The organism is Candidatus Poriferisodalis sp. (assembly GCF_965214215.1).
GTDB lineage: Bacteria > Actinomycetota > Acidimicrobiia > Acidimicrobiales > Poriferisodalaceae > Poriferisodalis.
In genome coordinates this window covers 228,398-254,908 of record NZ_CBDCBD010000002.1, presented here as the reverse complement: position 1 = coordinate 254,908, position 26,511 = coordinate 228,398, and the positions used below count along the sequence as shown (strand labels likewise).

Sequence of the window (26,511 nt, the reverse complement as noted above, 5' to 3'; positions counted from 1 at the left end):
CTGTCCGATTGAAGTTCCCCTCACTACAGTCGCCGACGGGCTAGGCCAGCCCATGCCCCAGCGGCGCGGCCGGAGGATCGAGTGAACGCACAGACTCACGGCGAGTTGGCGAATTTCATCTGGGACATCTGCAATCTGCTGCGCGGCCCCTACAAGCGCAACGAGTACCGCAAGGTGATCCTGCCGCTGACGGTGCTGCGCCGTTTCGACTGCGTGCTTGCTGACACCAAGGACGACGTGCTCGCTGCGGCAAGGGTGCATGCCCGCCAGTCCGAGAACGTGCGTCACCAGCTTGTTTCGGCTGCGGCGCAGCGGCCGTTCTACAACACCTCGCCGTTCGACTTCGCCCGGCTGCTCGACGACCCCGACCAGATCGCAGCGAACCTCAACGCCTACATCGCGGCGTACTCGCCGAACGTGCGAGACATCATGGCCAGCTTCGACTTCGGCACCCAGGTCGACCGCCTCACCGAGCGCCAGCGGCTGTTCCAGGTGATCCAGCGGTTCGCGAACCTCGACCTGTCGCCTGAGCGTGTGGACAACATGCAGATGGGCTACGTGTTCGAGGAGTTGATCCGCATCGGCGCGGAGCAGTCCAACGAGGAGGCCGGGGAGCATTTCACGCCCCGCGAGGTGATCCGGCTGATGGTCAGCCTGTTGCTGTCGCCCGAGCCTGACCTGGGCAAGGCCAATGTCGTCAAGACCATCTATGACCCTGCCTGTGGCACCGGCGGAATGCTCAGCGTCGCGGAGGACTTCCTGCGCAGCCACAACGCCGAGGCGCGGCCGTTCCTGTTTGGCCAGGACATCAACAACGAGTCATGGGCGGTGTGCCGCTCGGACATGCTCATCAAGGGCGCCGACGCCGACAACATCAGGCTGGGCGACTCGTTCACCGATGACGGCTTCAAGCGGCGCTCGGACGACTCGCGCTGGACGTTCGATTACATGTTGGCCAACCCGCCATTCGGGGTCGAGTGGAAACAGCAGCAGCAGGCCATCAAGCAAGAACGCGACACGCTCGGTTTCCAGGGCCGCTTCGGGGCGGGCCTGCCGCGCATCAACGACGGTTCGCTGTTGTTCCTCCAGCACATGCTGTCGAAGATGGCACCCGTCGCATCCGACGGCACCGGGGGCAGCCGCATAGCGATCGTGTTCAACGGGTCGCCGCTGTTCACCGGCGACGCGGGCAGCGGCGAGAGCAGCATCCGCCAGTGGATCATCGAAAACGACTGGCTCGAAGCCATCGTCGCCCTGCCCGACCAGCTCTTCTACAACACCGGCATCTCCACCTACATCTGGGTGCTGACGAACCGCAAGGAAGATCACCGCCGAGGCAAAGTGCAGTTGATCGACGGCCGCGAGTTCTACGTCAAGATGCGCCGCAGCCTCGGCAACAAGCGAAAAGAACTCTCGCCCGACCAGATCGACGACCTGACCCGCATCCACGGCAGCTTCACCGACGGCGAGACACGCGACGTCACCGACGAAGACCCCGTCACCCATGAGCCGCGCACTCGGCCGAGAGTCGTGAGCAAGGTCTTCGACGACTCCGATTTCGGGTACCGCAAGATCACCGTCGAGCGGCCGCTGCGGCTGAACTTCGCCGCCACCTCCGAGCGCATCGCTCGCATCGAAGGTGAGCGTGCGTTCGTCAACCTCGCCAAGAGCAAGAAGCGTGAAGGGAAGGCTCACGACGCCGAAGTCGCCGACGGGCTGAAGCGCCAGCAAGCCATCCGCGACACGCTCGCAACCCTCGCCGAGACCACCGACGGCGTGACCATCACGAACCGCGACGAATTCACCGCACGGCTGCGAGCCGCCGCCGAGGCGCACAGCGTCAAGCTGTCCGCACCCGAGCGCAACGCCGTCCTCGCCGCGCTCAGCGAACGCGACCCCGGGGCCGCCGTCTGTGAAGACCGCCATGGCAACCCCGAGCCCGACACCGGTCTGCGAGACACCGAGATCGTCCCGCTCGGCGAGGACATCGACGACTACATGGAGCGCGAGGTCTTCCCGCACGTCCCCGACGCCTGGGTCGACCATGACAGGACGAAGATCGGCTACGAGATCCCTCTCAATCGCCACTTCTACGTCTACGAACCGCCTCGCCCGCTCGAAGTCATCGAAGCCGACCTGCGGACCCTCGAAACCGAAATCGCACAACTGCTCGCCGAGGTCACTTCGTGAAGCGGCTGGGCTACGCGATACCGTCAGACTTGATTGCCACGACTGCCGGGAGGAACGACCGTGAGCGAGACGTTCTCCGATCGCCGGGCATCGCTGACCGAGCAGGAGGGCGGCACCCGCCGCTCGCCACTCAGGGATTTCTTGCACGGCGCAGCCCTCATCTTTGACTTCGGGGGCAGGCTCGGCCGACGAGGCATCACGACGACGCGCCACCCGTCCGATGCCAGCCGGCTCGAGGCGGACTGGTGGGCTGTAGGCAACGACATGCGGCGGGCCATGGGCCAGCCTCCGGTCAAGCACCCGACGTCGTGATGTCCGACGACCTGCCTGCCGCGGCCGACAGCGACGGGCGGGAGCCCATGCGAGCAGGCCAGGTCTCGGTGGAGCGCTATGCGGCCGCTTATCGCATCGGCCCCTTGCCTACGCCCGAAGACCTCGCGGCATACGGTGACATCAGTCCGGAACTGGTACTTCGGATTGTCGACGCAGCCGATGCTGAGCGGGCCCACCGGCACCGAATGGATGCGGAGCGGGCTCGCCGTTCTGCCATGGGGCTGGTTGCCGGTTTTGCTATTGCCGTCCTGTTCTTGGCGGCCTCGGTGTGGCTCATCCGTGACGGCCACGCTGTCGAGGGTGCGGTGCTTGGGTCGATTGACATGGTTGCGCTCGTAGCCCTGTTCGTCATCGGCCGCCGGGACACCTCTTCGCCATGATTCATCGGAAGAGCGCAACGTGAACGATGAGGCTGCGATTCAACAAGGAAGACGACGCCCTGTACTTCCGGCTCGACGAGTCAGCGGTCGTGGACACATTGGAGGTAGCGCCCGGCGTCATCCTGGATTTCAACTGTGCCGAGCAGGTAGTCGGCATCGAGATGCTGAACGTGTCGTCGAGATCAGCCGACCTCAACCTCGACGCGTCTCAGTCCGAAACCGCGTAGCAGCGGGCCCGCCGCAGCGCCGGTCTCGTGTGGCCGCGCTGATGCTGTCGCTGCGCTGATTCAGGCGCTCAATTCCCCAAGCGGACGAAATAGGATGGCCGTCGTGGATCAAGCGGAATCGGCGGCGGAATGGCCTCCGCTTGAGCCGATCTGGCAGATGGTCGGCCGATTCTGGAAGATCCAGTACGGCGTGGAGAGCCTGCTGAGGAACACCTTGCCGATATTCGCAGACGGGGACTGGACGCAGCTCACCGCCGGTCAACTGAGGCACCGGTGCCAAGAGTGGTGCCGCGATCCGGGTGTGAACGAGTTCGTCCACACCGACAAGGCTCTCGAATGGATCAAGAGGTGCGTGGACAATCGAAACTGCCTTGCCCATGCCGACCTCGACGACGATGGTCGTCTGTGGGGCGGCGAGCACGGGGAATTGAAGGCCATCGAGATCACCCAGCACTGGCTCGAGAATGCATATGCCACCGCGTGGGTCACGCTGCGCATGGTCTACGACCTCGCTCTTGCTGCCAGTGCAGATCAACTCAGCCGGGCTTGCTTTGAGGTTTGGGACATCCCGGAGGACGAGCTTGCGGAAGCAGCACGCACGTTCACGCAGCTTGACCCCAAAGTTCGCTCGGGGTTCGAGCAGTGCGCCGAAGAGATGCTGTTCCCGTGGGGCCGCCCGAAGCTCATTTCGCGATCGTCGTGAGCGTAATTCCGCCAGCAGATTTGGGGCCCGGATGACCGGTGGCTTGATGGTGCCCAGCCGCTTGCGAGCCCTGATGGGTGCCTGTAGGCATCCGCGAAGTGCTGGTGAAGAGCATCACGCTCCTGCCATCCGATCTAGGAGCCCGGCTGCCGCGTTGACGGTACGGCATCCATTCGAGATGGCGGTGGTATGACGCGGCGCTATCAGACCTACTGCGACTCTGGATGCGAGTGGTTGGGAGACCTGCCATCGCATTGGCGCACCACGCCGTTGCATCGGCTGGTTTCCTACCGGACCAGCAGCGTTGACAAGAAGTCCAAAGCCGACGAGATCCCTGTCCGGCTCTGCAACTACACCGACGTCTACTACAGCGAACGAATTCGCGCTGCTGATGGCGAGTACATGGCTGCGACGGCGACTGGTCACGAGGTGGAGCGATTCGGGCTTCGGCCCGGCGATGTGATCATCACGAAGGACTCAGAGGACTGGCGCGACATCGGAGTACCAGCGCTGGTCGAGGACTCCTCCGACGACTTCGTGTGTGGTTACCACCTCGGCATCGTTCGCGCCGGTGCGGAGATCGACTCTGGTTACCTGTTCCGCGCGCTGCTGTCCGACGGTGTGAACAAGCAGCTGCAAGTCGCGGCGACTGGCGTTACTCGATACGGGATACCCAACGCGTCTGTCGAGAGTGCCGTGCTTCCGCTGCCGCCCCTTGACGAACAGCGCGCCATCGCAGCGCACCTTGACCGCGATACCGCCCGCATCGACAGGCTGATCACGTTGCAGGAGTCGCTCATCGAGCGGCTCGACGAGTACCGGACGGCGTTGGTCACGCGGGTGGTGACGAAGGGGCTGCCGCCCGAGGCTGCGGAGGCGGCCGGGTTGGACCCGGAGCCAGCGCTGAAAGACTCGAGGGTGGAGTGGCTCGGGGAGGTGCCGGAGCATTGGGAAGTTCATCGCCTCAAGCACGTTGCCAGCTATCGCACAAGCAATGTTGACAAGACATCCATCGACGGTGAGTTGCCCGTCAGGCTCTGCAACTACACGGACGTCTACTACAGGGGAGTGATCCGCTCCAGCGACGGCGACTTCATGCGTGCCACTGCAACGCCGAGGGAGATTGCTCGGTTCAGGCTCCAACCTGGTGACGTGCTCATCACCAAAGACTCCGAGGACTGGCGTGATATCGGCGTGCCAGCGCTCGTCGTCGAGAGTGCAGACGACTTCGTGTGCGGCTATCACCTTGGGATCATCAAATCGACTCGGCACTTGGACTCACGCTTCGTGTATCGCGCGGTGCAGTCCGAGGCGGTGAATCGCCAACTCCAGGTATCTGCATCAGGAGTCACGAGATACGGACTGCTCAACGCCTCAGTTGAAGACGTGGTGCTGGCCGTGCCACCGCACGACGAGCAAGAAGTCATCGCGGCCTATCTCGATTCGCAGTCCCACCGCATCGACGTCCTGCGCGAGAAGGCCGAGTTGTCAATCGAACGCCTCCGGGAGTACCGCTCGGCGCTGCTCTCGGCGGCGGTGACGGGCAAGGTCGATGTCCGGGATGTCGCGGCGTCAGATGCGGGGGGGGGGGGGGTAAGTGCCTCCTGAGCAGACGTCGGAACGAGCGTTCGAGTCGACGGTGGAGTCGATGCTGGGCCGGGTCGGCTGGATCTCGGTTGATGCCTCGGAGTGGGATGTGGATCGGGCGCTGTTCTCCGAGCGTGTGGTCTCGTTCGTGCGGGCGACGCAGCCGGAGTTGTGGGAGCAGGCCGAGAAGTCTCAGGGCGCGGAGGTTGTGCCGCGGCTGCTGGAACGGCTCTGCAAGGAGCTTGATCTGAAGGGCACATTGGAGGTGCTGCGTCATGGCTTCAAGTTCGTGGGCAAGACATTCCGGCTCGCGTACTTCAAGCCTGCCCACGGGCTGAACCCCGACGCGCTGGCACTGTTCGGGGCGAACGAGTTGACGGCGACCCGGCAGGCTCGCTGTCATCCGGGCAAGAACGACACGGTTGACCTGCTGCTTGCGCTCAACGGCGTGCCGGTGGCGACATGCGAGCTGAAGAACCCGACGACGGGCCAGACGTGGAAGGACGCGACCGCTCAGTACCGCTCCGATCGTGAGCCGGCGGCGCCGTTGTTCCGCTTCGGCAAGCGGGCGCTGGTGCATTTCGCAGCGGACCCTGACGAGGTGCACATGACGACGCGGCTCGCGAAGGGCGAGACGCGGTTCTTGCCGTTCAACCGGGGCAGCCACCCGGGCGAGGTGCGCTGCGGTGCGGGCAACCCTGCTCATCCGTCGGGTCACAGGACGGGATATTTCTGGGGTGAGGTGCTGGAGCGGGACCGGTTCTTGGAGATCATCGGTTCGTTCATGTTCACCGAGCGCCGCGAGGAGAAGGTCGTCGACGCGACGGGCACTCGCACGGTCAAGCGCGAGACGCTGGTCTTTCCCCGATATCACCAACTGGACTCGGTGAGCCTGATGGTGGACGCCGCCCGCACCGAGGGAGCGGGCAACAACTATCTGGTGCAGCACTCGGCGGGCAGCGGCAAGACCAACTCGATCTCGTGGCTGGCTCATCGCCTTTCCAGCCTGCACACCGCCGGTGACGACAAGGTGTTCGACTGCGTGGTGGTGATCACCGACCGGCGCGTGCTCGATGCGCAGCTGCAGGACGCAATCACCCAGATCGAGCACACCCAAGGGGTGGTGCAGGCCATCGACGAGGACTCCGCTCAGCTTGCCCGAGCGCTGGTGGACGACACCAAGATCGTCATCACGACGTTGCAGAAGTTCCCGTTCGTGATGGGCGGCCTGATGCGCATCGCCGGCGCGGACTCCCCGGACACAGCCAGCGAAGCTGAGGGCGCTCAGGCCGCGGAGTGGGCGCAGAGCCTTGCGTCTCGGCGCTACGCGATCATTGTGGACGAGGCGCATTCGAGCCAGACCGGCGACACCGCCCACCAGATGAAGCAGCTTCTCGGAGCCGGCGCGCTGGCCGGCGGCGACGATCCGCAGGACTGGCAGGACGGGCTGAACGCGGTGGTGGAGTCACGCGGCCCGCAGGAGAACCTGAGCTTCTTCGCGTTCACCGCGACGCCGAAGGGCAAGACGATCGAGCTTTTCGGCCGCCCCGGCCCGGACGGCCAGCCGGTGCCGTTCCACACCTACAGCATGCGCCAAGCCATCGAGGAGGGCTTCATTCTCGACGTGCTGGGCAACTACACCGACTACGACACATACTTCAGCCTGGTCAGCACCGCCGAGAACGACGACGACTTCCCCAAGCGGCGCACCGCGACCAAGCTCAACAAGTTTGTCGCCCTGCACGAGCACAACCTGTCCCAGAAGACTGAGGTCATCGTCGAGCATTTCCGTAATCAGGTGATGCACGCCATTGGCGGCAAGGCCAAAGCGATGGTGGTGGCGGGTTCGCGGCTGCACGCCGTGCGGTACATGAACCACTTCACCCGCTACATCGACGAGCACGGCTATGACGACGTGCGCCCGCTGGTGGCGTTCAGCGGCACCGTCACCGACCCCGACACGGGCGCTGAGTACACCGAGCCGAAGATGAACACCGACATCGTGTCAGGCAAACCGATCAGCGAGGCGGCGCTACCGGGCCGGTTCGCTTCGCCGGACTACCAGATACTGCTCGTGGCCGAGAAGTACCAGACCGGGTTCGACCAGCCGTTGCTCGCGGCCATGTACGTGGACAAGCCCCTGTCGGGCGTGCATGCGGTGCAGACCCTCTCGCGGCTCAACCGCATCGCCGCAGGCAAGCAGCCGCCGTTCGTCTTGGACTTCGTGAACTCGCCTGCCGACATCGCTGCGGCATTCGCCCCCTATTTCGACGTGGCCGAGTTGCGTGAGCGGTCCGACCCGTACCAATTGGACACCCTTGCCCACGAACTCAGCCAGGCAGGCGTGTACCAGCAGTCCGAGGTGGACGACTTCGCATCGGTGTTCTACCTGCCCGCGCACCGCCAGCAGCCGACCGACCACGCCCGCCTCGAAGCGGCCCTGCAGCCCGCACGGGACCGCTTCGCCGCCCTCGACGAGGATGCCCAAGAACAACTCCGGGACCGGCTCGCCGCCTACGTGCGCCTCTACACGTTCCTGAGCCAGATCATCCCCTATGCCGACTGCGAACTCGAACGGCTCTACTCCTACGGCCGCATGCTGCTGCCCCGGCTGGCCGCCCCCGACAGCGGCGACCCCGTCGATCTCGGTGGCGACGTCGAACTGGAGTACTACCGCATCCAGAAAATCTCCAGCGGAGCCATCAGTCTCGACGGCGACGACGCCACCGTCACCAGCCCCACCGCCGTCGGCACCGGCACCGCCGAAGAGGAAACCGAGCCGCTGTCACAGATCATCGAGCGCCTCAACCACCTCTTCGGAACCGACTTCGACGACAGCGACCGCTTGTTCCTCGAAGCGGTCCACAACGACGCCATGCAAGAAGACGACATGCTCGTCACCGCACGAGCCAACGACTTCGACAAGTTCTACCTCGCACAGCGCACGCGTCTGCAAGAACTCATGCTTGAACGCCTCGCAGAGAACGAAGCATTCGTGAACCGCTGCCACAACGAAGTCGACCTCGGCGACGTCGTGGACTACGGCATGATGCAAGCCATCTTCGGCAGCGCCAATACTGTGACAGACAACAACGCTGTATCGGACGCAGGATGAGCATTCAACCACTTCGGTTTTGGTGGAGGCTCAGGTGTCTTTTGGGAAGGATGGGGCTACGTCGAACAATGGGAGGTGTCCCGCAGCTTGCGAGGCGCCTGCTCAGGCCCTTTCTATCGGCCGCAGTTCGACGTTGAAGCTGGGCAAGCCGTCGTACCCTGCACCGCTGTGGGCATTCGTCACACCTGTGTTGCCTGCATTGCCGCGGCTGCCGTTGAATGGGAAGCGGTCCGGTGCACCGAATAACCCCGTAACGATCACCGTTCGCTCTCGCACGTGAACTTCGAAGTCTTCGTGTCCCTCCGTGGCCTCTATCAGACGCTTGCAGGTTGCGGCGTTGCGGCGACACGACATGGCGGTGCTCCCGGGAGCGTCGAGCCTTGCGCCGTCGTTATACCGGTTCAGCGCCTCACGGAAACGTCCATTCATCATCTCGCAGTTGCCGAGAGCGAGAGCAGCGTCACTTTCCTCGCGTTCGGACCACGCTTCCTCGAAATCATGTGCAGCCTCATCAAATCGCTTCAGCGCGTACTTCGAGTTACCGCGGTTGACGAGCACGTTTCGCGGAGTTCCGAATCCGTCGTATCGCAAGGATTGATCGAAGTCTGCGATTGCCTCGTCATGGCGCCCACTCGCGGCGTGCACGTTGCCGCGGTTGTAGTAGGTCGCATGAAGTAAATTGTCCTCAAGTTGCGGCGGCCTCGCCCGCAGTCCAACAGGATTCAAGTAAACCGGCCCGCCACTGTGCTGGATGGCGCGCGTGTATGCTTCTACCGCCTCGTCGAAACGGCGCAGTGCGGAGAGCGTGTCACCGACAGCGGCATGCGACTCTGGCACTTCTGGGCGCATTGAGGCGTACGATTTGTAGTGGACTAGGGCATCCTCGTAGCGTTGCTCCTGGAAGGCGCGGGCACCTCGATCTCTTCGCTGTTCGGGTGACACAACGTTCAGCGCCCGTAACGGGCTGCCTCTGCTGTTCGAGCGCGCCAATCCTTCCATGTCCCTGAAGAGGGTCTCGTAGGACACTCTCAGGCCTTCCAGAAACTCGCGAAGACTGTCCTTGGACGCTTTAGGTACATCAACATGGCGGATAGCCGATTCAGGGATCAAGGGTGGATTGCACACGATGAAAACGCTGTGCTGATCTCTGACGCGAGGCCCGAGAGTGTGCTCGGGTTCGTGAAATACGGGCCCTTCCGCGTTGAGCAATTCCTCCTCTCCAATCTCACGGCTATTGACAAACAGCTGGTGATCGTCTACGTCCACGGCAAAGACCTTGCCGTCCTTCTCTGGTTTATCGTCCACCGCAAACCAGAGGGCGACCAAGGGACTGAGCGTGAAGTCCAAGAGGCCCGTCGCTGCTCCGAGATGCTGAAGCACGGCCAGCCGCTGCCAGAACGGCATGTTGTGATCTCCGTCGATTGTCTCTGCCCTTCTGATGAGATCTTTGTGGGATGCGTTCACGAGCCTTCTGAGGCTGCCGTCGTCGTCAAGGACAGTCTCACCATGAGCCGTAACAATGCGGTCGACCGCTCCAGACCGCAGTTGCCAGTCCGAGTCGGCTTGGCCCCTGAATGCGGGCCTGGACATTCCTCGCGCTATGTGCTGAAGCTGCTCAATGAGGCCCCAGGCAGGCATTGGGTCACCTTACTCGAGAGCGCTTCCATGACTGACGGCGCTCGCGCCAGTGTGCGAAGTCGTCGTCGCATTCCTTCTGCAAGCCGCCGTAGCGACGAGCTTTGAATCACCCCGGGTTGTGTAGAGACTCGGGTTGTTGAGTCACGGCCAGGGTGGCTGTGACGGTTTGACTGTAGCGGGCGGTTTCGTGGTCGGATGCGGCACCCGACAGCCGGCGCTGTTTGTGCATCGAGTGCCGTCAGCTTGCCGTTTCTCGCAGATGCCTGACCGTTTTCTCACGCCGGCGAGATTGCCGACCTGGACGGGAGCATCGAAACGGTGTGACATGCGGCGAGCGGTGGTCAGGCTGCGGCAGGCGTAGCCGTTGCTCGGTGACGGCTCGACGAGCCTGCGGCGATGCCGGGATGCCTTCGGGACCGGCGACACGTCGCAGCCTGAGCGGCCGGAGTCTGCTGCAGCTTCCGCAGCGACGTAACAACCGGCGAGTCTCAGCGCACGGCGTAGAGCCTCGCCAATAGCGGTTCGCGGCAGCGCATCTGGGGTGTCGTGCCGCGGGGACTGAACGGCGGCAGCGACGATGCCCATATGCTGCCTGTCGCCTTCGTCCGCTGGTGCGTTATTATGCACAGAACGGACAGCAGAGGTTCGCATGGCGACAGCATCGGATCGTGAAGATGTCGAGACGGCCGGCCGGCACATAGCGCAAAGCCTCGCGGACCTTGCGCCATGGCTTCGCGGCTGGGGATTCGTGCCGTTGCAACTGCCCGCCGATGGCTTCGACGATGCCGAGCGGGAGACGTTGACAGCCGACGAAGGCATCTATCGCTGCCCGGACATGGAGTCGCACATTCTGAACGCCCACCGAGTCCGCGAATCAAGACAAGCGCTCCTTGACACAGGCTCGCTGAGCACCCGAGACATCGCAAGGGGCCGCGGGTGCTCCCTGAACACCGTTCAACGACAGATCCAGAGATCGCGCCGGCGAAACGAACTCGTCGCTGTCGCCGTCTCAGGGGCGCTTCGAGTCCCGGCTGTCCTGCTCGACGACGCCTTCGATGTTCGGACCGTCTGGCGGCCGGTCATCGCCGTGCTGCGCGAGGCGAGACTGAACGACTGGGCTGTCTGGCGATGGATCGCGCGCCCCAACGCCGGTTTGTCGGGAAGAATCGCAGCAGACCTGATCGAAACGGATGCCGAACACGTCTATGGGGCTGCACGCCGGCGGATGATTCAAGCCACTTCATGACTTGTCCGGATCCGGACACGTGCCCCGTCGATCCGAATCTGCCACAAAGCATCACGTCCGCGGCGAAGCTCGCACGGTCTCCGTGGTACAACGTCTCCCGGCACCCCGAGGTGTTCAACAAGTCAGGGCGCGGCGACAGCCGATTCAACCCGCTCTTTGGTGACGACGGCAATGTCCTCCCACACGCATACCTCGCACAGAACCATGTGGCAGCGCTCCTCGAGACCGCACTGCACGACACATGGGGCTCTGAGAACGTAGTGGAGCGCTCCGACCTCGAGGGGTTGAGATTGCGAGCCGTTACACCGCGAGCCGAACATCTGATGGCCGATATCAGAGACGCACAGCTTGCCCGATATGGGCTGGTTCGAGAGAACCTGGTCTCCTGCCCGTCAGCTCACTATCCATGCACACGCGAATGGGCGAGCACAAGAACCCGGATGCAGATCGACGGACAGGCGACGTCCGGGTTCGTCTGGAATTCGAGGCAAGCGGAAATCGCGGCAGCCCACGCCGACGCGCCGATGCGTGTGCTGCTCACCGTCGTTGAGCAAGCCGGGCATATCGCGGTCCTGTACGACCATGACAACGCAGGAGACGCCCTCTTCGAGACACAGACCATCTATGAGGACCTGAGCCGTGGCGACGGCTTCGAATTCGTGCGACAGACAGCCACTCTCGTCGGGCTGACAGTCGCCATATGACAGCACCTGCAGGACTGAATCTCCCCGAGTTTGATGGAGGCTCTGGGGGTCCCTGAGTTACGCGTGAATCGCCCCGAGATTGATGGTGAACGGGTTGAGGAACTGGCGCTCCCACAGTTGCTCTCGTTCTGGGGTGGACAGCTGCGCCAGATCGCATACTTCGCTCCACTCGCTGCGGATCACTTCTATGTGATGCTGGACGATGTCGGCAGCCTCGCTCCGACTGAGGTGATAGCGGCCTGCGTGCTCGACGCAGCCGCTGACCTGGCTGATGCGTTCGCCGTTCGGACCGTATGCCATTGCCTGGAAGGCTTCGCCGCCGGCTCGCAGCTGTGGGCAGATGTCGTACGCCGGCGTGAGCGACAGCATTTCGCCGTCCCAGAAGGCCGCGTGGTTCTTCGGATGGTCGTCGGTGTTGCTGACCAGCATGTTGAACACGATGCGCGAGAAGAGCTCGCGAAGCGTCGCATCAGCCGAGACGAATCGAGCTCGGATCTGATCTGCGAAGTCGACATAGGTCCCGTATCGGCCCGCGATGCCATAGGCATCGTGCAACTTCAACACAGTCTGCGCGGACACCATCAGGCGGCGCCCGCCTCGGGGAGTGCGGTCGAATCGATCGACGAGCAGCACGTCACGGCCGACCGCAGAGATCAGCGTGACCGAGGCGGCGTCGATGCCTGCTCGGCGCGCCAGTTCCATCGCGATGAATTCGGCCTTGACGACCGGGTAGCTGTCGGATGCGGAACTGAACTTCGCAATGACGCGGCGCGACCGGTCGGCAAGCGATGCTTTGGGGCGTGCGCCACCCATCGAGGTGCCTCCCAGCAGCGCCCGCTCTAATGCCGGCGACAGAGGACGGCCTTCCTCGATGGCGGCTGCGGCCTCGGCCAGTTCGGCCACCGACGACTGCTCAGCGACTCGTGGCACGTACTCGGTGGGCGACCGCTGGAAGTCGAGTGCCCCGGCGCGATCAGAACCGGAGTTGAGTAGGTAGCCGAGTTCGGAGATGTCCCGGTCTGCGAGTCGGTGTCGGTGTTCGATCACCCTGCGCCCCCAGGCGTCCGGTGCACTGTCAGCAATGCAGCCCGGCAACGTGCCTGATGCCGGCGGCGTTTCTCCGGGCTCCAGCGGCAGCTCGGGCAGGGACAGCGCGACGGCGTCGGGGTTGTCGAGGTAGCTGCGGCCGTAGGTGAACGTCGCCACCGGCCGCCGGTCGTCCAGGCGTCCCGCCACTACGGGTTCGCTGGCACCGGGGAGCCAGACCCACACGTACACCGTTGGGGGATTCGACGACGGCTCAGAATTGGTCATCAACCTGACGCCTGCGAACTCGTTGGGGCAGGACCGCAAGTCGAGCTTCGACGAGTTCGGCTTCGCGGGCCACCGTCGTCGCGTCGTCGCTGAACAGCGGGACACCGACCAGCGCGGCTGCCTCGAACACGGTGCCCAAAGCCACTGACGGATCGCCTCGCTCGACCTTGCGCACCGTGGTCTCGCTCGATCCGACCCGCTCCGCGAGTTCTGCAACGGTCCATCTGCGCTCTCGTCGGGCGAGCGAGATACGCCGACCGAGCAGTCGAACTGCTTCGGAGGCAGCCCGGCTCAGTGGCTGACCCGTTCTCATGGCATCAGCATATTACTGTTTAAAGGATCTAAAACCCAGTATTGTGTGACAGCAACTCATCCGCCGGTGTCTGGCACTTGCTACGTCGGACGCTCGGCGACCTCGCGTGATTCGGCCGCGGCGGCGCTGAAGATGCCGATCGACATCAGCGACTGCTCGGCGGCCCTTCGGGCCTCGTAGATCTCAGCTCGGATGCCGTGCAGGGTCACCGACTCGGGGTCGGATACCACCGCCAGCTCGATCAGATGGCATGCCAGCTTGAGATCGCCCTCGTCGACGAGTTCTTGCGCGCGCTGGGCGAATGCCTCAGCACCACCGCCGAGGCGCACCAACTCGCCCGCGAGCTCGCCTTTGGGGGAGGGCTTGAGGTTGGCGGGGTCGAGATCCCACCATCCCCCGTACAGGCGCCAGATGTTGCGGATCACGAATTCCGGCTCGTCATAGACCGGCCGCATCCACGGTCGTTCCAGCCATTCCGGCGGCAGCGAGACACTCTGGAGAATCTCGTCCAGCGAAGCTCCCTCGTTCATGAGGTCGAGCGTTTGGCTTACCAGCACCTCCAGCGACTCGGCCAGCGTCAGCAGCACCGTGGCGATGCGCTCACGACCCCTCACCGGCGGGCCGTGCGCTGGTATCAGCAGCTCGGGTTCGAGGGCGTCCATGCGGCGCAGCGCCTTTGCCCACTCCAGCGGGTAGCGCTGCACCTTCTGGGGGTTGCCGGCATTCGGGAACACCCACACCACCAAATCACCGGGACAGATCGCCCGGTGCGAGGGCATCCACGCCCATGTGTGATCGTCGGTCTCGCCCTTGTCGTGATGCAGTTCGAAGTCGAGCCCGCCGACCGACAACGAGTCTGCGGTTGCGTAGGTGCGGGTCGGCCACAACGCATCGGACGGCAGGAAGTTGTCGTCGTCGAAGGCGATGCCCACCCCCCGCCGCCGCAGCCCCAGGCCGAACTGGCGCCGGTTGATGATGAGGTTGTAGCCATTCGTGGCGTTGTAGCGCTCAAAGCGCGGGACCACGTTGTCGTGCCCGACAACCTCGGGCAGCGGCTGACGGCGCTCGGCTGCATCAGCCGCCAGCGCGCCGCTGCCGCCCACATGGTCGACGTGTCCATGGGTGTACAGCAGCGTGTTGATTCGATCGGTGGACCAGCCCCGCAGCGAATCAACCACCGCCGTGCCGCTGAACGGCCCGCTGGCGTCGAAGCACACCAAGCCGTCGTCGGTGCCGAAGGTGACCATGTTGCTGAACGCCTCGATCACTGCGACGTTGTCGTCGATCTCGCTCAGCGCGTTATTGACGCGGACGATCTGCTCGTCGGCTACTCCGGTGTCGATGAGTCGGCTCGACAGCTCGATGGGATCCACGGTCTTTGGCGGTGCCACGACACTCCCTTGTGGTTCGACGGCTTCCGGTTCAGGTGGCGGTCTGTGCTTCGTGTTCATTGGCCGTCTGGATGTGGCCGTCGATAGGTCAGTCCTGCAGCAGGTATGCCGAGTGCAGCACCTCAGGCTGGCGAATCAGTTCCTCCGCGCTGCCGTCGTAGCGGATGCGACCGCCTTCGAGCACATACGCCTTGGTGGCCATCGCCAGGGCGACCTGGGCGAACTGCTCGATCAGCAGCACAGCCACACCGCTGTCGGCCACCTCTGCCAGCACCGGCGTGAGCCGCTTCACGACGATGGGTGCCAAGCCCAGCGAGAGCTCGTCGACAACGAGCACCCTGGGCCGCGACACCAGCGCTTGGGCCAGCACCACCATCTGCTGTTCGCCGCCCGACAGGAGCCGACCGGCGGAGTCCCAGCGGCGTTCCAACTCGGGAAAGAGCGACTGCGCGTATTCCACGCCATCGGCTGCGCTCTTGGCGTCGAGCGAGTAGGTGGCCACGCGCATGTTGTCGGCCACGGTCAGGTCGCTCAGCAGCCGACGGCCCTCAGGCACCACCGACACGCCGGCGTGGCGGACACGCTCCGGTCGCCAGCCGGTGATGTCGGTGCCGCCGACGGTGACCTGTCCTGAGCGTGTGCGGGCCAGGCCGGCAATGGCGGCAGCGAGGCTGGACTTGCCGGCCCCGTTCGGCCCCAGCAGTGTGGTGATCTCACCTGGGGGCACCTCGAGGGAGACATCGTGAACCACGGGTCGCCCGCCTCGATCCACTGTCAGGTCGCTCAGCTCCAGGTTCGACATGGCGGCGCCGTCAGCCGCAACTGCGGTCACGTTGCCGTCGCTGGACTTGCCGTCGGTGGGGGTCTCGTCGGCCACGGTCACGCCTCCTCGTCGCCGACGTAGGCGGCGAGCACACGCTCGTCGTGCAGCACATCGGCAGTCGGGCCCGCAGCCACGAGACGCCCGAAGTCGAGCACCGCTGTCCAGTCGCAGCACGCCTGCACCAGCGACATGTCGTGATCCACCAGGATCGCCGTGGCTCCCGTGCGCTCAGGCACCGAGCGAATGATCTGCGCCAGGTGCTCGGTTTCCTCCTCGGGCAGCCCGGCAGCCGGCTCGTCAAAGAGCACTAACCGCGGCGCGCCCACGATGGCGCGAGCCACTTCGATGAAGCGACGGTCGCGCTGAGACAGCGTGCGGACCACCTTGTCGCGAACGTCGCTCAGCCCGACGAACGCCAGCACGTCGTCGACTGCATCCTGTGCGTCGGATCGTGAGCCCTTGGCTGCGTGCTCATGCACGGTGAGCACGTTTTCGTACACGGTCAGGCTCTCGATGGCCTGCACCGTCTGGAAGGTGCGACGCACGCCCCAGCGAGCCCGCGCGTAGTCAGCCATGTCCAACAGGTCGATGTCGTCGATGACGACGCGGCCCGACACCGGAGTCACGAATCCCGACAGCACGTTGAACATCGTCGTCTTGCCGGCGCCGTTCGGGCCGATCAGCCCGCAGGTGCCGCCCGGGAACGTGAGCGTCACCTGATCCAGCGAGCGGACACCGCCGAACTGCACGCTGAGGTCGGTGATCTCGATCACTCGAGCAGACCCTTCTTCTCCATGGCCTTCGTCGTCTGGATCAGGTTGATCATGAGGCCGATCCCGAAGATGGTCAGCGCGAAGTCATTCCAGAAGTTGTGACCGATGACGTTCTGGGTCAAGAAGGGCAGCATGATCGTGGCGAAGAAGGCCGCCAGCACCGCACCCCACAGCGAGCTGATGCCGCCCATGAGCACCACCGCAATCAGGAACAGCGCAGCTTGCCGGTCGAACTGCGCAATGCTGGAGTTCGACTGCACATGGGCGCCGTACAAGCCGCCTGCGACGCCTGCCATGAAGGCGGCCAGGCCGAAGGCCAGCAGCTTGTAGCGCGTGATGTTGATGCCCGAGGCCAGCGCCGAAGGCTCGCTCTGGCTCACCGACGCCCACGCCCGCCCCGGCTTGGAGGCCAGGAACGCCACAGCAATCATGAACATGACGAACGCAACGATCACGGCGTACCGGAAGAAGGCGACATCACCGTCAGCTACGAATGGGCGTGGCATCGGCTCACGATCACCGATCGCGAACGCAACTCCTCGAAAACCCGGACCGCCGGTGGGGAGCTTGATGCGGTTCAGCGCGATCTCGATGCCCACTGCCAGCAGCAGTGTGACCAGGGCCAGGTAGAGCCCGCTGACCCGAAGCGCGGGCAAGCCGATGAGCAACCCGAAGATGGCAGCCACCAGTCCGCCGGCGATCAAGAGCAGGGGGAACACCCCGGGGTAGGGGACATCGGTGAGGTAGGCCAATCGGATCGTCACCCAGGCCCCGATGCCGTAGGGGGCAACCTGGCCCAGCGACACCAAGCCCACCCGGCCGTACAGCATCCCGACGCTGGCAGCCACGATGGCGTAGATCGCCATCTGGGTGAAGTTGAAGATCCACGTCGCATCGAGGACCGACGGCATGACGAACATCGCGAACAGGAACAGCGCGCCGACGAGGGTCGGTTGAAAGGCTCGGTGGGAGAGCGCCTGAGCGACCCTCACGACATCTCCCTGCCTGCGAGCACCACCGTGCGCTTCCGGGAGATCCACAGGATCGCGACGACGGCGATCACCATGGGGGTCACCTTGCGAATCTGGGACAGGAAGCTCAAGTTGCCGCTGAACGGCGTCAGCATCGATTCCACGACGCCGATCAGCAGGCTCGCCCCCAACGTGATCCACAGCGACCTGAACTGGCCCACGATGGCCCCCGCAAGCGCCGGAATGACAAACCAGGTGAGGGTGACCTGATCCATGCTCTTGAAGAGCGCCGGCAGCAGCAGGAAAACACAGCCGCACAGCAAACCGGCACCGAACCAGGCCATCGCCTCGACGCGCCGGACCGGGACGCCCAGCAAAGCCGCGGTCTCACGATTGTTTGCGATCGCCCGCATGGCGGTGCCGGTCTTCGTGCGCCGCAGGAAGACCCCCACTCCGATCACCACGGCGAACGCGAACCCCAGCGCCAGCACTTGCGTCGTCGAAACGACGGTGTTGCCGATGCTGAACCTCGCGGTGGGGAAGTGCATTCCGCGAGGCTTGGAGGTGTCCCAGCGCTCTTTCATGATGCCCATCAGAAAGAGCGCCAATGCCACGGTTCCCAGCGTCTTCACCAGGGAATCGCGCTTGTCCAGTATTGGCGCGAAGACCCGCCCGTAGATCAGGAACATGACCGCGCACAGCACCACCAGCGCCGGGAACAGCAGAATGCCGAATCCCGATACGTGCGGCTCGGGAACGATGAGCGATCCGCCCATGAACGACCACACGAGGTGGACGCCCATGGTTCCGACAGCGCCGAAGGCCAGGTTCACCACACCTGTGGTGCGGTAGAGGACGACGATGCTCGTCCCCGTCACCGCATACATCGCCCCGAATGCCAGCCCTTGGATGAAGAAGGGCAGCAGTATCGAGCTATCGGGCATCCGACGCGATGTGTGCGGTGACTCGAGGTCTGATGGTTACCGGGCTCAGCCTTGCGAGCCCAGACCGCCCTTCCAGTTGTTGGGCTCGTCCGCGGTCAGACCGCCGCCGGCCTCGGCCTCGCGCACGGCCACCAGGATGGGGTCGATCGCGGCAATCTCGAAGCAGCCGCTGTCGTCCCGCATGGCGCCCACGCCGTCAGGCACCACGTTGTAGTCCCAGTTGTTCGACACGTTGCCCAGTTCCAGGCCGCCGAAGTACCACGGCTTGCACAGGTGGTCGGTCTGGAAATTCTTGATGCCGCCGATTGCTGCGTTCACGGCTGCGCGGTCATCGAGATCGGCCGGGTCCATGCCCAACAGGGCGTGCACCAGGATGCGACCTGCCACGAAGCCCATCTGCTGGAAGCTGCCCAGCGTCGGGTCTTCGTGGAAGTCGGCGGTCACCTGCCGGTACAGCTCGATATCTGATCGAGGATCGTCCAGCAAGCTGAACTCGGCGTTGATGTTGATCTTGCCTTCCCAAGCCGAGCCGAGAGCGACGGCGACCGAGCTGTCATTCAACGGCGTCGACGAGCCCCAGAGGACCCGGTCGATCAAGCCTTGCTCTTCGGCCGCCTTGAGAATCTTGAGGCCCTCGGGCGGCGTGTAGTTGAGCAGCACGCCTCCGCCATCGCCGGCCCGGTTCACGAGGTCGAGTGCGACAGAGGTCGGATCCGAGATCGGCAGGTCTGTCAGGACGTTCTCCCACTCCAGCCCGGACTGCTCGACGAACGCGCCGGCGAGCGACTGCGCATATTCCGCGGCGGGCGAGACGCCGGTGACCGTCACGACCTTGTTGGCGGCACCCTTCGCGACGACGGCTTGGGCTGCACCGAGCAACGAGTAGGCCGGACCCATGTTGGTTGCCGAGATACTGGGCGAGCTGAAGCACTCACCCGCAACGCCCGCAACGATCACGTTCAGGCCCTGCTCCTCGTAGTAACCGGCATTCACCGCGCAATCCAAGATCGAGAAGCCGCCGGCGAGAGCCACGACGCCGTCGGTCTCGATCAGCTTGCGAGCCGCAGCGGCGGCGTCCTCGGGCGTGGCGTTGTCGTTCTCCCAGACCATCTCCAAGGGGCGTCCGTGAATGCCGCCGTTGGCGTTCACGCAGCGGAAGTACGCCTCCATCATGAGCGGACCGGTCGAGAAGTCGATCCCGGGAACCGAGGTCGTCACGTTGCCGATGACGATCGGCTCGTCGGTCGCCTCTTCGCCCGTGCCGAGGCCGCAGAAATCGCCGGCCTGGTCCATGGCCATGTGCTCGTCGGCCATGTCGTCAGACATGTCGTCGTCGGCCGCCGGTGCCTCGGTGGCGGCCGGGGCCGCTGTGTCGGCTGTGTCGCTGTCGTCGTCACTGCCGCATGCCGCGGCGACGAGTACGAACACAAATGCAATTGCGGTCAATTTGCGAAGCATGAGCTTCCCCCCTCTGTGCGGCCGGGCAGGCTGCCCGGCCGGGAACCCAGCCCTCGTGAGCCCGCTCCCCCTGCGGGCGAGATCGGGGACCTCGCCTCGGGCGAGCCTAATCCGGTTCACAGAACTGAGCGCACTCAAATTCAGCGCACTCGGTTGGATACATTGCTGCAAGCGCGATGCGCTCGACGTGCCGTGCACAATCAGTCCTGACGGGCAAAGAAATGGGGATCCCATGGCCGACGCAGAACACCGTCCGGTGGCGCTCACCGACGACATGCGAATGAAGTTCAACGCAGTTTCCACGGCGACGCTTGCGGGTCAGATGCAGCGGCGAGGCATGCAGAACAGCTTCCTCAACGGCTTGCGGCCGCTGAATGATGGCCAGCGAATGCTCGGCTATGCACACACCCTCCGGTTTGTCCCAAAGCGGGAAGACTTCGAGCGACGCCTGCAGGGCCCCAACGCTCAGCGCCGAGCGGTGGAGTCGACCGAGCCCGAAGAGGTACTGATCGTGGAAGCCCGCGGCGAGCCGCACGCCGGCACCATCGGCGACATCTTCACCATGCGTATCAAACACCTCGGTGCGTCGGGGTTCATCACTGACGGTGCGCTGCGCGACACGCCCGCCGTCGCCGACGTCGGGTTGCCCGTGTACCACCAGTCGTCGCACGCAGCGACCCTTGGCCGGCTGCACACTCCGCTCGATCACCAGGTGCCGATCGCCTGTGCCGGCGTCACCGTGTTCCCTGGCGACATCATCGTGGGCGACGGCGAGGGGGCTGTGGTCATCCCGGCGCTGCTCGCCGAAGAGGTCGCGAACGACTCCTACGCCCAAGAGATAGAAGAGGAATGGGCCATCGAGCGGGTCGCCGCAGGTGACAGCTCGATCGGCACCTTCCCGATTGCCAAGGATCGGCGTCCCGAGTTCGAGGAATGGCTCGCCGAGCGCCAAGGCTGAGCCCGGCCGCCCGGCTTGCCCGGGCTCACATGCACCACTCCAGCTAGCCAGCCAACGCGTCGGCGCCGGCCTGGGCGACCTCGGTGTCCTCGTCGGCCGAACCGCCCGAGGCGCCAATCGCACCCACCAACGTGCCGTCAACGAAGATCCCCACGCCGCCGCCGAACACGATGAGCCGCGGCGTGTGCGTGATGCCGTGCACCAGTGCCGGCTCATCCTTGATGAGATTCCACCAGTTGCCGCTGGGCATGCCGCCGAAACCGGCCACGGTGAACGCCTTGTTGAGGGCGATGCCTGCCGACAAGCGCGGCGCGCCGTCCATCCGTGCAGTGGCAATCGGCTCGCCGGAAGGATCGGTCACCGCAATGCAGAACCGTCCGCCCATGTCTGCGGCCTTGGCGAGCGCGGCATCAAGTGCCTTGCAGGCGCCGGCGAGTGTCAGCGAGCGTGCGGGTGCGGTGTCGGCGGCGTCTGTGCTGTCGGCCATGGAGAACTCCGGCGGTGAGTGGGCGAACGGGCCGAGACTACGCTCCGGCTCGCACACGCACCGCTGCGCGTCGCCCCGCCTCGGCGGCCGACCGAGGCGAGGCCACCGGTGCCGCTCAGCAGGGGGAGCGAGCTATGGACGTCGGCATCATCATCGGAGAAGCGACACCGCTGGGATGGGAACGGTGGCGCCATATCTGCCGGCTGATCGAACGGCTCGAGTTCCATTCGCTGTTTCGTTCCGACCATTACTTCAACGGCAAGCAGAAGGACGCCATCGACGTCTATCTGTCGTTCGTGATGGCCGCCGAGGAGACCCAGCGGATCCGTTTCGGCCCCTTGGTGACGCCGGTCACGTTTCGTGAGCCGGTGAACGTCGGGCGGATGGCCCAGCAGCTCGACGCTCTCGCAGACGGCCGCTTTGTGATGGGGCTCGGCGCAGGCTGGTACCCCGACGAGCACGAGATCTACGGGGTGGACTTCCCCGCTGGTCCCGAGCGTTACGACCGGCTTGAAGAGGCCATCGCCCTGATGAAGGAGCTGTGGTATTCCGAATCGGGCACGTTCGATGGCAGCTACTACCGGATTCAGGGCACCAACTCCAAGCCCCACCCGCCCGCGGGGCGCCCGCCCATCCTCATCGGCGGCACGGGCCCGCGGCGCACGCTGCGCATTGCCGCCGAGCATGCCTACGAGTGGAATGCCACCCCGCTCGACGTCGACGACTTCCGGGCCGCGAACGAGGCGCTGGCCCGGCATTGCGAGGACTTCGGCCGTGATCCCGCAGACATCCGCAAGTCCATGCTCATCTTCGCCGCGATCGGCCCCGACGAGCACCAGGAAGAAGTGGTACTGCGGCGCTTCTTGGACATGATGGCCCCCGAAGGCTCAGGCATCAGCCTGGAAGACGCCATCGCTGCGGGCCACGGCCCGTGGCGCGGTTCGGTCTCCCAGCTCGTGGACCACTGCGGGCAACTGCGAGACCTCGGTCTCGACGAGGTGGTGTTCGAGCATTTCTGCCACGAGGACGACACGGTCCCCGAGTGGATCGCAGCCGAGGTCAAGCCGCTGATCGAGGCACTTTGAGCTACGTCGCACCAGTCTCTGAGCGCAGTCAGATTTTTCGTAGCAGCGGCGATTGTGACTATGCTCCGCATCAGTACGCGGCAACCCATTGCAGGCAGTGGGTGCAACGCACCGCAACACACATCACGGGGGTAGCTCATGACCGACACCATTGCGAAGCGCACGACTGCAGTGACGCCACGGGGGATCAATCACCTCGTGCTGAACGTCCGCAACATGGAGGAATCGCATCACTTCTGGAGCGACCTGCTGGGGTTCAAGCAGGTCGGAGCGTTGGACTCGGACAAGTACAACGTGCCTCCCTACAAGATGCAGTTCTACAGCGGTGTCATCGACGACGTGAATCACCACGATGTCGCCTTGGTAGAGATGCCCCGGCTGCCCGAGGCTCCCGAGCAATGGGACATGTTCTCGGGCGCAAGTGCGGTCAATCACATTGCCATCGCGTATCCCGACAGGGAGTCCTGGCTGGAGCAGGTGCAATTCCTCAAGGAAAACGGCGTCAAGATGAACTTGCGGGTCGACCACGGCATGACTCACAGCGTGTACATCAACGATCCCAACGGCTATGGCGTCGAGGTGCTCTACGAGCTGCCCGCGGAGGTCTGGGAACACGACATCAATGGTGCTCTCAACTACGCGGTGACCCTCCCCGAGGAAGATCTGTTGGTCGACACCACCGACTACGAGACAAACTTCGACCCGAGCTGAGTTCAGTTCTGTCCGGTCCTCCTCGTCACGTTCATTCCCGCCACGACTTTGTGATCGTGGCGCGCCCCTAGGAGTTCTTGATGCGCGCAATCCAGGTAACCGAACCGGGCGGGCCCGAAGCGCTCGTCTGGACTGAGGTCGACGACCCGGTCGCCGAGGCCGGAATGCTGGTCGTCGATGTCGACGCCGCCGGGGTGAACTACATCGACACGTACCACCGCAGCGGCCTCTACCCCATGCCGCTCCCGTTCATCGCGGGCGTGGAGGGTGCCGGCACCGTCGCCGAGGTCGGCGAAGGCGTCGAGGGGTTCGCGGTCGGCGACCAGGTGGCCTGGACCGGGCACCCCGGCACCTATGCGGAGAAGGCCCGAGTCCCCGCCCGCGTGGCAGTCGTGCTGCCCGAAGGGGCCAGTACCGAACTGGGTGCCGCCACGATGCTGCAGGGCATGACCGCCCACTTTCTGGCGTGCTCGACGTTTCCGCTGGAACCAGGTCACCGCTGCCTGATCCATGCAGGTGCCGGCGGAGTAGGGCTGCTGCTCATCCAGATCGCCAAGCTGCGCGGTGCCGAGGTCTTCACGACGGTAGGCACTGCGGGCAAGGCTGAGCTGGCGGCGGGCGCTGGCGCCGACCACGTCATCAACTACCGCGACGAACACTTCGGTGACGCCGTTGAGCGCATTGCCGGGCCGCGGCCGTTGGATGTGGTCTATGACGGCGTCGGTGCCGACACGTTCGACCGCGGCCTCGACGTCCTGCGTCCACGCGGGACGATGGCCACCTTCGGCAATGCCTCAGGTCCGGTGCCGCCGATGGCGCCGCTGCGTCTGTCGACCGGCGGGTCGCTGTTTCTCACCCGGCCGACGCTCGGCGACCACACCGCCACCCGCGCAGAGCTCGAAGACCGGGCCAACGATCTGTTCGGCTGGATCGCCGAGGGCCGACTCGATGTGCGCATCGGCGCTCGCTTCGCGATGGCTGACGCCCGCGCAGCGCACGAGGCTCTGCAGGGCCGCGCGACGACCGGCAAGGTTCTGCTCATTCCTTAAGCCCAGATCCACCGTTCGGCTTTTGGCGGTGGTGGGCGTCAGCCAGAAAGGCTTCCAGACGGGGCATTTTGCCGTTGACGATGTATCGGCGTGATGCCGTGACGGGAGGCACCTTCTGTAAGCGATTTTATTCGGGGTTTGGACCGGATCGAGGCAGTGTTTGACGAGGGTTCCTTGGTGGGCGATGCGGGGGTGTTGGCGGGCTCGCTGCCATAGATCTCGGTCCGATGGTCCTGGATCTCCCCGGTCGTGAGCCCTTACCCATACAGACTGATCGCATTGCCCGACAAGCCGTCCACGGTGCCCGTGACGGGGACCCGTTAGTTGGTCCAGTCGTTATGGGTGTTGGGTTGTCGGGTTTTCGTGTCGGTGGCTTGCAGCGTAGGCGGCGGGTGTCAGGCCGCGGAGTGATCGGTGGGGCCGGTGGTGGTTGTAGTCGTGGCGCCAGTCTTCGAGGACGACTCGGGCTTCGAGGAGGTTGGCGAAGTCCTCGATGTTGAGGCATTCGTCGCGCAGGCGTCCGTTGAACGATTCGATCCAGCCGTTCTCCCAGGGGGCGCCGGGCTCGATGTAGGCGGTGTCGGTGCCCGAGGTCTCGCACCAGTCGCGCAGCGCGTCGGCTGTGAGCTCGGGGCCGTTGTCCATGCGCAGATGAGCCGGCGCGCCCCGTCGGGCGGCGACGGCTTCGACGATGGCGACGACGCCGTCGGCGTCGATGCTGTGATCGGCGTGGACGGCGAGCGCTTCGCGGGTGAACTCGTCGATGACGTTGAGCAGCTTGAGACGCCGCCGGGCGGCGGTCTCGTCGAACTGGAAGTCCAGCGCCCACACGTGGTTCGGGTGCTCGGCGCGCAGCCTGGCGGCGGTGCCGTCGCCGAGGCGGCGGCGCTTGTGACGGCGCTGCGGCGGCCGCTGAAGACGGTGGGCACGCCACAGACGCAGCGTCCGCTTCGCGTTCACCACCCGCTCCTCGCGCACGGCGACGTCGTGAGCCTTGCGCCATCCCCAGCGGGGGTGGGCCTGGGCGAACACACACAGCCACTGCCCATAGACCGCGTCCGCGTCCGCGCGAGCTGCAGCCGGACGCCGCTGGGTCGAGCGATGCTGGCCCACCACCGCGCACGCCCGGCGCTCTGACACCCCGAACCGGTCCCGCAGCCGCACCACCGCGGCCCGCCGGCGGTCCGGGGTCACCATTTTCCCTCCGCAAGATCCTTCAGCATCGCCTTGTCCAGCTCCGCCTCGGCCAGCAGCTTCTTGAGCCTGGCGTTCTCGACGCGCAGCGTCTTGAGCTCCTTGACCTGCTCGGCCTTCATGCCGCCATAAGTGCTGCGCCACCGATTCCACGTCGACTCAGTGATCTCCAGCTGCCGCAGCACCGAGCCCAGCTCCTCGCCCGCGTTCAGGCGCTTCTCGCCCTCACGCAGCTTGCGGACCGCCTGCTCGGGCGTATGACGCTTCCTCTTCATCGTGGTCATCCTCCCATTCTCGGGAATCAGACCCACAACTCATGGACCCAAATCAGGGTCCCCTGTCACCCGCGCTCGCGCCGCCGTCACAGGCTCGAACGTGCCCGCACGATCCCGAGGCACCTGCAGGTCGACCTCGCCGATCTCGGTCTTGACCGTCTTGGGAGTCGACCCGTTCCGAGAGTTCGGGGTCCGGCGGCCCTCCACAGCGAGACGCTCGTAGCCCAGATGCTCGCTTGTCTCGACCTCGAGGCCACACTGGAGCACCTGGCGCACCAGCCCCGCGAGCAAGCCGCCGTCGCTGGTCAGCACCCGCGCCCTCAGCGCGTGCCTGGGCCACCAGCTGCTCGGCCCAGTCGGCCATCGCCGTCTCGCCAACGACCTCGCTCGTCGGCACGACCGGCATGTCATGATCAGTCACAGACATGATCCTTCCCGGCCCACAGCCCAGCAGCCCGAATCCCACAAAATCGCGAAGGCTCAACTTTTGGAGTGTCACTGTTGATGTCGCCGGGGCCTCCAGCCAGGGGGTTACGGTCCGGTCCCTCGCTCAGTGCTGGCTCCACACCGAGCCCAGCAGCCCCAATCCCGCAAGATTACGAAGGATGAACTATCCGATTGTCATTCTTGGAGCCTTCGGAC

24 protein-coding genes and 1 pseudogene are annotated in these 26,511 nt (G+C 64.7%); 13 read left to right on the top strand and 12 right to left on the bottom strand.

The window, feature by feature from the left end; translation table 11 throughout:
* The first annotated feature begins 81 nt into the window (after positions 1-81).
* From ACOOF5_RS01420 to ACOOF5_RS01390, 7 genes are all read left to right on the top strand, one after another.
* Positions 82-2,190 carry a type I restriction-modification system subunit M gene (locus tag ACOOF5_RS01420; protein WP_420435860.1) on the top strand — a complete coding sequence of 703 codons (2,109 nt, stop codon included), beginning with the start codon at positions 82-84 and terminating at the stop codon, positions 2,188-2,190.
* A 60-nt stretch (positions 2,191-2,250) separates the two neighbouring features.
* Positions 2,251-2,502, top strand: a complete 252-nt coding sequence (locus ACOOF5_RS01415) for a hypothetical protein (RefSeq protein WP_420435858.1) — start codon at positions 2,251-2,253, stop codon at positions 2,500-2,502.
* A complete protein-coding gene (locus ACOOF5_RS01410) occupies positions 2,502-2,903 on the top strand; it encodes a DUF2335 domain-containing protein (RefSeq protein ID WP_420435856.1) in 402 nt (133 codons plus the stop codon). Before ACOOF5_RS01415 ends, ACOOF5_RS01410 begins: the two co-directional genes overlap by 1 nt.
* Before the next feature lie 26 nt (positions 2,904-2,929).
* Positions 2,930-3,130: a DUF2283 domain-containing protein gene (locus tag ACOOF5_RS01405; RefSeq protein WP_420435854.1), complete on the top strand. Its 201-nt coding sequence runs from the start codon at positions 2,930-2,932 to the stop codon at positions 3,128-3,130.
* A gap of 103 nt (positions 3,131-3,233) precedes the next feature.
* The gene (locus ACOOF5_RS01400) at positions 3,234-3,833 is read left to right on the top strand and encodes a hypothetical protein (protein ID WP_420435852.1); all 600 of its coding nucleotides are present in this window, start codon (positions 3,234-3,236) and stop codon (positions 3,831-3,833) included.
* A gap of 189 nt (positions 3,834-4,022) precedes the next feature.
* Complete coding sequence (locus ACOOF5_RS01395; RefSeq protein WP_420435850.1) at positions 4,023-5,441, top strand: hypothetical protein; 1,419 nt, start codon at positions 4,023-4,025, stop codon at positions 5,439-5,441.
* Complete coding sequence (locus ACOOF5_RS01390; protein WP_420435848.1) at positions 5,431-8,535, top strand: type I restriction endonuclease subunit R; 3,105 nt, start codon at positions 5,431-5,433, stop codon at positions 8,533-8,535. The genes ACOOF5_RS01395 and ACOOF5_RS01390 overlap by 11 nt, the downstream gene beginning before the upstream one ends.
* Positions 8,536-8,637: 102 nt before the next feature.
* On the opposite strand, the gene ACOOF5_RS01385 is transcribed toward ACOOF5_RS01390, so the two are convergent.
* Complete coding sequence (locus ACOOF5_RS01385) at positions 8,638-10,125, bottom strand: tetratricopeptide repeat protein (protein WP_420436305.1); 1,488 nt, start codon at positions 10,123-10,125, stop codon at positions 8,638-8,640.
* 697 nt (positions 10,126-10,822) lie between these two features.
* Here ACOOF5_RS01385 and ACOOF5_RS01380 point away from each other — a divergent pair.
* A complete protein-coding gene (locus tag ACOOF5_RS01380) occupies positions 10,823-11,419 on the top strand; it encodes a hypothetical protein (RefSeq protein ID WP_420435846.1) in 597 nt (198 codons plus the stop codon).
* The gene (locus ACOOF5_RS01375) at positions 11,416-12,123 is read left to right on the top strand and encodes an RES domain-containing protein (RefSeq protein ID WP_420435844.1); all 708 of its coding nucleotides are present in this window, start codon (positions 11,416-11,418) and stop codon (positions 12,121-12,123) included. The genes ACOOF5_RS01380 and ACOOF5_RS01375 overlap by 4 nt, the downstream gene beginning before the upstream one ends.
* A gap of 57 nt (positions 12,124-12,180) precedes the next feature.
* Here the strand turns inward: ACOOF5_RS01375 and ACOOF5_RS01370 are convergent, their stop codons facing one another.
* From ACOOF5_RS01370 to ACOOF5_RS01335, 8 genes are all read right to left on the bottom strand, one after another.
* Complete coding sequence (locus tag ACOOF5_RS01370) at positions 12,181-13,437, bottom strand: type II toxin-antitoxin system HipA family toxin (RefSeq protein WP_420435842.1); 1,257 nt, start codon at positions 13,435-13,437, stop codon at positions 12,181-12,183.
* Positions 13,424-13,750, bottom strand: coding sequence for a helix-turn-helix transcriptional regulator (locus ACOOF5_RS01365; protein ID WP_420435840.1), 327 nt, complete (start codon positions 13,748-13,750; stop codon positions 13,424-13,426). The genes ACOOF5_RS01370 and ACOOF5_RS01365 overlap by 14 nt, the downstream gene beginning before the upstream one ends.
* An 80-nt stretch (positions 13,751-13,830) precedes the next feature.
* On the bottom strand, positions 13,831-15,141 hold the full coding sequence (locus ACOOF5_RS01360) for an alkyl sulfatase dimerization domain-containing protein (RefSeq protein WP_420435838.1): 1,311 nt from the start codon (positions 15,139-15,141) through the stop codon (positions 13,831-13,833).
* 88 nt (positions 15,142-15,229) lie between these two features.
* Positions 15,230-15,943 (bottom strand): ABC transporter ATP-binding protein, encoded by a 714-nt coding sequence (locus tag ACOOF5_RS01355; RefSeq protein ID WP_420436303.1) that lies wholly within the window; start codon positions 15,941-15,943, stop codon positions 15,230-15,232.
* A 77-nt stretch (positions 15,944-16,020) separates the two neighbouring features.
* A complete protein-coding gene (locus ACOOF5_RS01350; protein ID WP_420435836.1) occupies positions 16,021-16,737 on the bottom strand; it encodes an ABC transporter ATP-binding protein in 717 nt (238 codons plus the stop codon).
* The gene (locus tag ACOOF5_RS01345; protein ID WP_420435834.1) at positions 16,734-17,729 is read right to left on the bottom strand and encodes a branched-chain amino acid ABC transporter permease; all 996 of its coding nucleotides are present in this window, start codon (positions 17,727-17,729) and stop codon (positions 16,734-16,736) included. The genes ACOOF5_RS01350 and ACOOF5_RS01345 overlap by 4 nt, the downstream gene beginning before the upstream one ends.
* A complete protein-coding gene (locus ACOOF5_RS01340; RefSeq protein ID WP_420435832.1) occupies positions 17,726-18,652 on the bottom strand; it encodes a branched-chain amino acid ABC transporter permease in 927 nt (308 codons plus the stop codon). Before ACOOF5_RS01340 ends, ACOOF5_RS01345 begins: the two co-directional genes overlap by 4 nt.
* 45 nt (positions 18,653-18,697) lie before the next feature.
* Positions 18,698-20,098, bottom strand: coding sequence for an ABC transporter substrate-binding protein (locus ACOOF5_RS01335; protein ID WP_420435830.1), 1,401 nt, complete (start codon positions 20,096-20,098; stop codon positions 18,698-18,700).
* 244 nt (positions 20,099-20,342) lie between these two features.
* On the opposite strand from ACOOF5_RS01335, the gene ACOOF5_RS01330 reads away from it, so the two are divergent.
* Entirely contained in the window at positions 20,343-21,068 is a 726-nt protein-coding gene (locus ACOOF5_RS01330) for a hypothetical protein (protein WP_420435828.1), read from the top strand.
* Between the two features lie 43 nt (positions 21,069-21,111).
* On the opposite strand, the gene ACOOF5_RS01325 is transcribed toward ACOOF5_RS01330, so the two are convergent.
* Positions 21,112-21,555: a GlcG/HbpS family heme-binding protein gene (locus tag ACOOF5_RS01325; protein WP_420435826.1), complete on the bottom strand. Its 444-nt coding sequence runs from the start codon at positions 21,553-21,555 to the stop codon at positions 21,112-21,114.
* Positions 21,556-21,689: 134 nt separating this feature from the next.
* Between ACOOF5_RS01325 and ACOOF5_RS01320 the strand changes: the two genes are divergently transcribed.
* The 3 genes from ACOOF5_RS01320 (at position 21,690) to ACOOF5_RS01310 (ending at position 24,400) form a co-directional block, all read left to right on the top strand.
* On the top strand, positions 21,690-22,640 hold the full coding sequence (locus ACOOF5_RS01320; protein ID WP_420435824.1) for an LLM class flavin-dependent oxidoreductase: 951 nt from the start codon (positions 21,690-21,692) through the stop codon (positions 22,638-22,640).
* A 138-nt stretch (positions 22,641-22,778) separates the two neighbouring features.
* Entirely contained in the window at positions 22,779-23,351 is a 573-nt protein-coding gene (locus tag ACOOF5_RS01315) for a VOC family protein (RefSeq protein ID WP_420435822.1), read from the top strand.
* A 77-nt stretch (positions 23,352-23,428) separates the two neighbouring features.
* Positions 23,429-24,400 carry a quinone oxidoreductase family protein gene (locus ACOOF5_RS01310; RefSeq protein ID WP_420435820.1) on the top strand — a complete coding sequence of 324 codons (972 nt, stop codon included), beginning with the start codon at positions 23,429-23,431 and terminating at the stop codon, positions 24,398-24,400.
* Positions 24,401-24,736: 336 nt separating this feature from the next.
* On the opposite strand, the gene ACOOF5_RS01305 is transcribed toward ACOOF5_RS01310, so the two are convergent.
* Together ACOOF5_RS01305 and ACOOF5_RS01300 are read right to left on the bottom strand one after the other, a co-directional pair.
* Positions 24,737-25,878, bottom strand: a protein-coding gene (locus ACOOF5_RS01305; RefSeq protein ID WP_420435818.1) for an IS3 family transposase whose coding sequence is annotated in 2 segments (ribosomal slippage) — positions 24,737-25,596 and positions 25,596-25,878 — 1,143 coding nt in all. Because the reading frame shifts where the segments join, the coding sequence is not laid out codon by codon here.
* A 78-nt stretch (positions 25,879-25,956) separates the two neighbouring features.
* Positions 25,957-26,275 (bottom strand): annotated as a pseudogene (locus tag ACOOF5_RS01300) (transposase); the annotation flags it as partial.
* Between the last annotated feature and the right edge of the window lie 236 nt (positions 26,276-26,511).